The sequence below is a fragment of the Shewanella sp. SG41-4 genome (assembly GCF_014164505.1).
GTDB lineage: Bacteria > Pseudomonadota > Gammaproteobacteria > Enterobacterales > Shewanellaceae > Shewanella.
On record NZ_JACJFI010000180.1, the window covers coordinates 1 to 8,983 of the forward strand.

Below are 8,983 nucleotides of genomic sequence, written 5' to 3' on the forward strand. Positions count from 1 at the left end.
CCGTAAAACATCAGTTAATGGCAAACATCAGCTCATGCCGGTGAAATTACTGTTGTGCCGCAGCTAGCTCAGCTTCTTCCTTTAAGCGTTTTTGCAAATTTACTTTAAGTAATTGTCTCTAACGTTCAAGAGCTTCACTTATTTCGGTTTTCATTCGTTTTAATTCTGGATAATTTTCGAAGAATTACGTGCCAACCAAATGGCAACTGTACCTAACGGGTAACTGATTCAGCGTTACGCAGCATAAATCCGCCAAGTATTCTTCTGGCAACTCTTCCATTAAGCCTTCATCTCGCAGCATTTCCATTAATAGAACTTCATAATAGTTTCGGATCTCTAATTGCATTATTACGCTCCATTGAGACAGTTTGAGTTATCGACATATTCATCAGTGTCGATATGTTTGTTTAATTTAGTGATGCATTATTGTTGGTTTTGTATTGCCTGACACTATGTTGACCATAATTCATTGGCTGCAACTAACAATTGGCTATGTCGGATCGTTAATTCTGCTTCACTACGACTATAGCCTCCACCTATTACTGCTGCAAGTGGGATGTTATGCATTTTTGCTATCGATATTACCTGTTTATCACGGTCGAGAATACCTTGATTTGAAATAGCGAAATATCCCAGGTCATCATGTTGATGAATATCGACCCCCGCATCATATATGATCAGATCTGGCTGATGGATGCGTATCAAGTAAGGTAAAATTTGTTGTATGTGTTCAAGGTATTGTTTATCAGTACACCCTTTATCCAGAGCGATATCGTGGTCAGATTGTTGTTTTCGGGACGGGAAATTTTGTGCACAGTGAATCGAGCAACTGATGATATCTGAATGGCCTTGAGTCAGAGTCGCGGTTCCATCACCTTGATGAACATCACAATCAAAAATGAGTACTTTATCCGCTTTACCTGAGTCAATGGTTGATCTCGCTGCGATAACTAAGTCATTAAAAATGCAAAAACCACTGCCAAAATCGTAGTGCGCATGATGATAACCACCGGTTAGATGGACAGAAATTCCATATTCAAGCGCTAATTGAGCACACAAACGGGTGCCATTGACGGCATGTAAAGTACGGGTGACTAGCTCTGTGCTCCATGGGAAGCCAATACGTCTTTGGGCTTTGTGGTCTAAGGTGCCATTGATAAATTGTTCTACATACTGTGGGCAATGCACAGTATAGAGTGTCTCTTTTGATATTGGCGTTGGCGTATGGCGATACTGCTCAAACAACAATTGTTGTTTGAGCGCATGCTGGTATAAATTACGATATTTAGTAGTTGGAAAGCGATGGATGCTAGGTAACGCCAGCTGTGAATAGCTGGCGTGGTAAACAAAAGGGATCGACACCAACATTAAAGTTGCTTTATTGCCCAGCCCATAAATTCTTTACGCGTTTTGTCATCGGCTTGTAACCACCAATATTGCAGCATTTGTTCTGCTTGGGCCGCTGTAGGTTTTTGCTGAGCTGTTGCTGCTGGCACTGCTGCTGGCACGGATGCGATAGCTGGAGCACTCATGGTAGCCGTTTCAATATCTGATTTGACAGCTAATGATTGTATAGGTTGACTACCGTTACCCGTAGCTGATGCAGAAAGGGTTTCAATATCATGTTGGTTTTTATTGTTAAACAGGTTAGTAATAAATGAATCTTCAGTAAAACTAGTTTGTTCAACGGTGTAAGTTACCGCAGCATTATCTTGGCGCTTAATGTTGATTTGTGGTTTTTTGGCAAATGCTTTTGGATTCCTGATAATGTCTCCGTCAGCAGGTTGCAACAGATATTGATGATCGCCATCAACCGTTAACGTGACAATTAAAGGCGTCGATTTTACGAATGATTGACTGTCACTAAAGGAGTCATCAACCACATCATGATAACGAACAGCAATTTTGTGGGTGCCATTGGTTAACGCTAAATCCGATTGATGGCTGAACATACTGGTTTCAACTTCTGCACCATCAAGCGCTAGGTATTCAAAAGACATTGGAATGGTTAAATTAGCGGCTAAGACTGATGATGATGTTAAAAATGCCAAAAGCGCACTTGTGGTAAATAAAGATTTCATTGTTGCTCCTTAACGTGGGTAACTTTGGCGAGGTCGTTCAAAAAGTTGAATACGCTCTTCAATATAACTGGTTGCTTGTTTGCACTTACCTAAACGGCGATGCATTGACAGAATATCATTTTGCAGTTTTATTTTGTCATCACTATGACAGAATTCAAGAGATGCTTCCATTTGTTGTATTTTTTGTTCTATTTTTTTTGCCCAATTTAAATGTTTATTGAGTTCGGCGTAGAGTTGATGGCTGTTTTGCATCACATTGCTGGCTATCCAACCAAATCCGCTGTCTTGTATTGCTTGCTGTTGTTTTTTAGCGTATCGAGCCCGGTTACTGGCTTTACGCTGTTGTTCGGATTTAAGATTGATATGAGTGGTCAGCAATGCTCTGCGTAATGCACTAAATCGGTCTTGAATACGATTGCAACTAAGTTGGATAACATTACTTCCCAACTTAAGGTAAAGCTGTTTTTCGAGTTGTTTAATATCTTGACGTAACTGGATGATACAAGGGCTTAGTTGGGCTCCTTGTTGGGCAAACAACTGACTGTTAAATCGCTCAATTTCTTGTAATGATTGTCGTTGTGAAGGTGCTAAATTCTGGTCGTGTATTAATGCGTCTTGTTCAAGCTGCGCGAGCTGCTGCTTTAACATTGAGACCAATTGTTGGGTGTTCATGCCCATGCACTCCACGTAAGATGAACTGCTATCGACAATACCATAATAATGAATATTGGCTTAATAAAAGGAATCCCAAATCGAATAGCACTTCTTGCGCCGATAAATGAGCCTGCCATCATGCATACCCCCATCCATAAGCCGAGCATCCATTGCACTTGTCCCATGGATGCAAAGATAATGAGTGCAGTAATGTTACTCACCGCAGTCATTACTCTTGCTAATCCACAGCTGTGTAATAAAGGAAGTTTATGCAACGAGATGGACGACACCGTCCAAAAAGCACCAATGCCAGGTCCAGCAAAACCATCGTAGCCACCTAAAATAAATCCTTGGCTAATCTGTTTGTATTTTGGTGAACGAGATTTGGGGGCAATGATATTTTTGTCACCCATCGCTTTGGGGCTAAATAAGGTGTAAACAACGATGCTAATGATCAGCAGCGGTAATATTTTGTCTAACCACTTGGGGTCAATCAGAAAAACTAAACCACAACCTGCAATAGATCCTACCAGCGTGGCAAAAAAACACGCTTTCCATAATGCAGGGTTAAATAAATGTTGTTTATAAAAGGTGTAGCTTGAAGTAAGAGAGCCAAAACAAGCGGCTAGTTTATTGGTCCCCAAAGCTAAATGTGGTGGAATACCTACTGTTAGTAATGCAGGAATAGACAGAAGCCCACCACCGCCAACAATGGCATCAATAAAACCAGCAAATATACCGATGACCGCTAATATAGCCCAATGGCTAGGGTCTAATAATAAATCCAACTAAATACCTATTCAATAACACGTCTAAAAGGAGGAAGGGCATCAATTAATGATTTGCCATAACGTTTAGTGACCAAACGACGGTCCAAAATGGTCACTCGGCCATAATCTTGCTCTTTTCGTAACAATCGCCCACAACTTTGGACTAATTTACGTGAAGCATCAGGAATTGTCAGCTGTAAAAAAGGATTACCGCCTTTTACTTTTAGGTATTCTGCGTGAGCTTGTTCTACTGGTGAGGTTGGGACCGCAAACGGAAGTTTGGTAATGATTAAGTTTGTTAAGTAATCACCCGGTAAATCGAGCCCCTCAGAAAAACTGCCAGTGCCAAATATTACACTGGGTAGACCGTCATCACAGCGTTTTTTGTGTTGTTCTAATATTTGTTGACGCGGAATCGCGCCTTGAACAAAAAGCTGATCTTTAGGGATTTTTCCTTCAACTAATTCAACGACCTTATCCATTTGCCAATATGATGCAAACAGCACTAATGTGGCCATTTCACCATCAATTAATGCCACAATATGTTCTGCTATTTCGGCAGTATAATTATCGTCAGTTGGTTCATTAACCATTTGAGGAATGAACAAAGTTGCATTGTTTTCGTAATCAAAAGGTGACTGTAATGCTAAAAAACGACTGCCATCGTTCATTGATAACCCGACTTGGTGGGCGAAATGATTGAAATTATTTAAGGCTCTAAGCGTTGCACTGCACAACACCACTCCAGCGGCTTTTTGCCACAACATAGATTCAAGCATAAAGCCGACTTCTATTGGCGATGAGCAAAACAAATAATCTTGTTGTTTACCAGTAATTAATTCAGCCCAACGTGCCATAGGTGCGCCTTTTTTACTGTCTTCTTTGGCCATCATCTTCCACAATTTATGCAAGTTATCCAGCCGTTGTAAGATAAAACCGGTCTCCGATAACAACCCTTCCGACTGATGTTTGGGCACTTCACCATCTTTAATTGCTTCATTTAACACTGATACTACTTTATTAAATTGCTTTACTGCCGACCCTGAAGCCGTGGCAAGATTTTCTGCCTGTATTAATAATGATTGAGGCAATTGGCCATGTTCAAAACGAAGTCTGGATTCAGGGTTAGCGAATAACTGCGGCTGGGTATCACAAAAATGAGCAACTTGGGTCAGTAAATTGGTTAGCTCGGTGGTGTAATCAAGCATTGCTTGTACTGGAGCTATGATATGAGTGGTTTTTAGTTGATTTTGTAACTTAGAACAGGTTTTGGATGCTTTTTCCAACCAATCGCATGCCCCACGCAGTGTGGCTTGAGCACTGGAAAAATCTCTAGCAACAATCGGCAAGTGATGTGCTTCGTCGATGACATAAAACATGTCTTCTGGTTCAGGTAAAATAACGCCACCGCCAAGCTCTAAATCAGCAAATAGCAAGCTGTGATTTACAATTAATACATCCCATGTATCGACATCTTCACGGGCTTTGTGAAACGGACAATTATGGTGCGCAGAAACTTGACGATGACAGCTGTGCTTGTCACAGCAAATTTGTTGCCACAAAAAATCAGGAATAGGGTGTTTTAAGGTATCAATTTCACCATTCCAGCGTTTTTGATGAAAATCTTGATGCAACTTTTGTAATTCGTTAATTTGACTTTGATCGGGTTTTGTTTGCCACATGGCAATTTGTGAGCTGTCTTGTGCCCCTATCATGGCTTCAAGTTTGGCTAAACATACGTAGCGCTGACGACCTTTTACCAAACCAAATTTAAACTCTATACCTGATTGCTGTAAAAAATGAGGTAGATCTTTGTGGAGTAATTGTTCTTGAAGTGCCACGGTTGCGGTGGCAATACAGACCTTTTTTTTACTCGCTACAGCTAAAGGGATTGTGCCTAAAATATATGATAATGATTTGCCAATGCCAGTACCTGCTTCAACGACAATAATACGGCGGTCTTTGTCATACTCACCCGCTAAGGTTTTGGATATTTCAGCTACCATATAGTTTTGTTCGCGACGAGAACGAAATTGCGGCATAGAGGCTGCAATTTCTTTGTAAATGGTGCGAATTTGACTTTTTATGTTATCCGGTAGCATAGGAAGTATGATTTCTACATAGACTGAATTATGCTGTACATAATAACAGTGAATTAGCATGCCACGAAGTAATAAATCAAATTGAGTAAACTTGTGCAGGAATTCAAACCCGTTGTGAAGCCAACAGATTATCCAATGACTAATACCCATGTGAAGGGACGAGTATTAACTCGCCATGCTATTTATCGGCATGGACAATTGGTCCTTCAATATTATATCAAAACCGCTGAAGGACCTGTATTAGCTGAACTGTATCACAGTGAAGTGATCTGTTTCTGTCGTCAGCAAGATGTGGATCAATTAAGTCAAAAAGTCGGCTTCGCTCTTAAGGCTGAGACGATATCATTGATGAGTTTTGCACATGAACCTATCAGTGCGCTGTATCTTAAATCAAATACTCAATTGAAATTACTTGGTCGTATTGCTAGTGATATCGGTATTACCTTATTTGAAGCCGATATTAGGCCTGAGCAACGCTACCTAATTGAACGATTTATCGCCTTAGACATTGAATGCTCAGGAAATTTTCAAGCCAATAATTCAGCTCCAACTATTCCTTTGTTATCGATTAATCGGGCCAGAAAAATGCCCAGCAACGAGCTAGTCGATATTCCATTGAAAATGGTTTCACTGGATTTTGAGTGTAGTTTTACAGGGGAACTTTATTCAGTCGGTTTATATGGTGCCGATTATCAATGCGTCTTTATGGTGGGCGAACCGCAAGCACAAGGTCATGATTTTATTGTTTGGGTAAAAAATGAGATTGAACTGATACATCAATTAATAGCGTGGTTTAGCCGCTATGACCCCGATATTATTATCGGTTGGGCAGTAGTGACCTTTGATTTAGCTTTATTGTTCAAACGCTGTGCTTTACTTAACATTCCATTATTAATTGGTAGAGGCAATACCGAACTGAGTTGGAAAGTGGCTGACAAATATCGGCCTGAAACACTCTCTTTACCAGGACGTGTGGTGTTGGATGGAATTGATTGGCTTAAAGCGGCATTTTATCAGTTTGATAGTTTTTCGTTAGAATCGGTATCGAGGCAGTTATTAGCCGAAGGTAAAGCCATTGACCATGTAGAAAATCGTGGCCAAGAAATTACTCATTTATTTGAACAAGATAAAAATGCACTGGCCTTTTATAACATCACTGACTGCCGGCTAGTGTGGGATATATTTGAAAAAACACAGTTGTTAGATTTTGCTCTTGAACGCGCCAAACTAACGGGGTTAGAGTTCGGCCGAGTGGGCGCATCGATTGCTGCATTTTATCATTTGTATCTACCTCACTTGCATCGAAGTGGTTTTGTGGCCCCTGCACATCCAGCCAGTAATGGCTTAGAAAGCCCTGGCGGGTATGTCATGTCCTCTATACCGGGTTATTATAAAGACGTTTTAGTATTAGACTTTAAAAGTCTATATCCGTCGATTATTAGAACATTTCTTATCGATCCCAAAGGCTTAGTTGAAGGATTATACGCTAGTGAAGTCACAGGTGACGAAACAACAGTGGCTGGATATTTAGGCGCTCAATTTAGCCGGCAATCGCCTATTTTACCTGCACTAGTTGCCAGCCTTGCAGAGCAAAGAGAACTGGCCAAACGAGATAGAAATGCGCCCTTATCGCAAGCGATAAAAATTATTATGAACTCATTGTATGGTGTATTAGGCTCTCGAGGCTGTGTTTTTCATGATGCTAAGTTAGCCAGTTCAATTACCATGCGCGGTCATCAAATTATGAAACTCACTAAGAAATGGATAGAAGAGTGCGGTTATCAAGTGATATATGGTGACACCGATTCGACCTTTGTGTGGTTAGGGGATGATCATGGGATTAAGGATATCCAAGCGGTTGGAAAACATCTTTCTGTATCAATAACCGAACGTTGGCTTGCATGGTGCGCAGAAGAATATCAATTAGACAGTTATCTTGAGCTGGAATTTGAAACTCACTTTGAACAATTTATTATGCCTACCTTAAGGGGCTCAGATGAGGGCAGCAAAAAACGTTATGTCGGTGCAGTGTTAAACGATCAGCAACAGTTAACACTGACTTTTAAAGGTATGGAGCAGGTAAGAAGCGACTGGAGCCCTATTGCCCGAAGGATGCAATACCATTTATATGAATTATTTTTCAAGGGCGAGGACGTTATAGATTATTTAAGTAACGAGCTGGCGGCAATTAAATGCGGTGCTCGAGACAATGAACTTATTTTTAAAAAACGATTAAGACGCAATGTCGAAGATTATACCGCAAAATCGTCACCTCATGTTAAAGCCGCTAAACAGCTTGCCGATCTACTCGGAGACTTAAGCGTTACCAGAAAAGGGCAACAGATCCGATATATAATGACACTCACTGGTGCACAAGCCATAGAAGCAAAACCACAAAATATTGACTATGAATACTACATTTGCAAACAGATCCAACCCATCGCAGAGCCCATTCTGCAGTTGTGTGGTCATAGCTTTGATTCACTGGTAAACAATCAACTTTTATTGCTGTAAATTAACTCATTTTCATCGAATAAACTTAAAACACAGACATTAATATGTCGACGTATTTTGATTAAGTCTTCACAAACAAACTAACCATATAATTTACTATCATGCTTTGGATTAATTCATCTTATTGCCATAACAAAAGATTATGACAATGAGTTGAACCAAGCTGATTTTCAAAAAGACGAGTTAAGGAAATGTTCTGGTTGAATCTGCTGAGTTTACGACTGAAATGTGATAATTACTGAGTTGTCGAAAAACGAGAAACTCATTGTTTTATCCTCAAAATAGCAAATATTCTCAAGTTGAGTTCGAGGTAGTAATGGGATCGAAGCTAGCTAACTCAATTATTCAATTGAAAACATATATGGATTGGACGTTAACTTCTATCACGATAACGTGTTGTTGATCGCATCAAGCATTATGTAATTAATATTTGAAATATTAAATGTACAAAGCTAAGTCTGTGAACTCGACTTAACAACTTTTTGTTGATGTTGTAAGCGTAAAAATGATTTTGATGTTTGAATTAATTAACAAGTCATGGCATGGAAAGGGAGGTATTAACGGCTAACATTAACAACTGATTGCTAATGTTTATGTTATCTCACCACATCGATAAAATGTTAAAAACTACTAAGCAATATGTATATTTATTAACAGTTAACATTTTTATGTTTGCTACTAGTGATAATAAATTCCTACTTCATAGGAAAAATAACTAAAAAACAGAATGTTACAATTTTAAATTTAGATTTAGTCAATTATGTGCATAAAAAACGACTAGCTGTAAGGTATTGTTTTAAAGTGTAAAAAAAAACACCTGTCCATTTTTATTAACAGATCTAGTTATTACGATTGATTAACT

The 8,983-nt window shown here is 39.5% G+C and carries 6 protein-coding genes and 1 pseudogene; 1 reads left to right on the forward strand and 6 read right to left on the reverse strand.

Going from position 1 to position 8,983, the window contains the following annotated elements; translation table 11 throughout:
- Window positions 1-118: 118 nt before the first annotated feature.
- From H5202_RS15010 to dinG, 6 genes and pseudogenes are all read right to left on the reverse strand, one after another.
- Window positions 119-346, reverse strand: a pseudogene (locus H5202_RS15010) (late competence development ComFB family protein).
- Window positions 347-450: 104 nt separating this feature from the next.
- A complete protein-coding gene (locus H5202_RS15015; protein ID WP_259397335.1) occupies window positions 451-1,368 on the reverse strand; it encodes a histone deacetylase family protein in 918 nt (305 codons plus the stop codon).
- Window positions 1,368-2,081 carry a DUF2057 domain-containing protein gene (locus tag H5202_RS15020; protein WP_182772785.1) on the reverse strand — a complete coding sequence of 238 codons (714 nt, stop codon included), beginning with the start codon at window positions 2,079-2,081 and terminating at the stop codon, window positions 1,368-1,370. Before H5202_RS15020 ends, H5202_RS15015 begins: the two co-directional genes overlap by 1 nt.
- A gap of 9 nt (window positions 2,082-2,090) precedes the next feature.
- Window positions 2,091-2,753 carry a primosomal replication protein gene (locus H5202_RS15025; protein ID WP_182772786.1) on the reverse strand — a complete coding sequence of 221 codons (663 nt, stop codon included), beginning with the start codon at window positions 2,751-2,753 and terminating at the stop codon, window positions 2,091-2,093.
- A complete protein-coding gene (locus H5202_RS15030; RefSeq protein WP_182772787.1) occupies window positions 2,750-3,523 on the reverse strand; it encodes a TSUP family transporter in 774 nt (257 codons plus the stop codon). The genes H5202_RS15025 and H5202_RS15030 overlap by 4 nt, the downstream gene beginning before the upstream one ends.
- Before the next feature lie 8 nt (window positions 3,524-3,531).
- Entirely contained in the window at window positions 3,532-5,607 is a 2,076-nt protein-coding gene (gene dinG, locus H5202_RS15035) for an ATP-dependent DNA helicase DinG (protein ID WP_182772788.1), read from the reverse strand.
- A 135-nt stretch (window positions 5,608-5,742) separates the two neighbouring features.
- On the opposite strand from dinG, the gene H5202_RS15040 reads away from it, so the two are divergent.
- On the forward strand, window positions 5,743-8,121 hold the full coding sequence (locus H5202_RS15040) for a DNA polymerase II (protein ID WP_182772790.1): 2,379 nt from the start codon (window positions 5,743-5,745) through the stop codon (window positions 8,119-8,121).
- The last annotated feature ends 862 nt before the right edge of the window (window positions 8,122-8,983 follow it).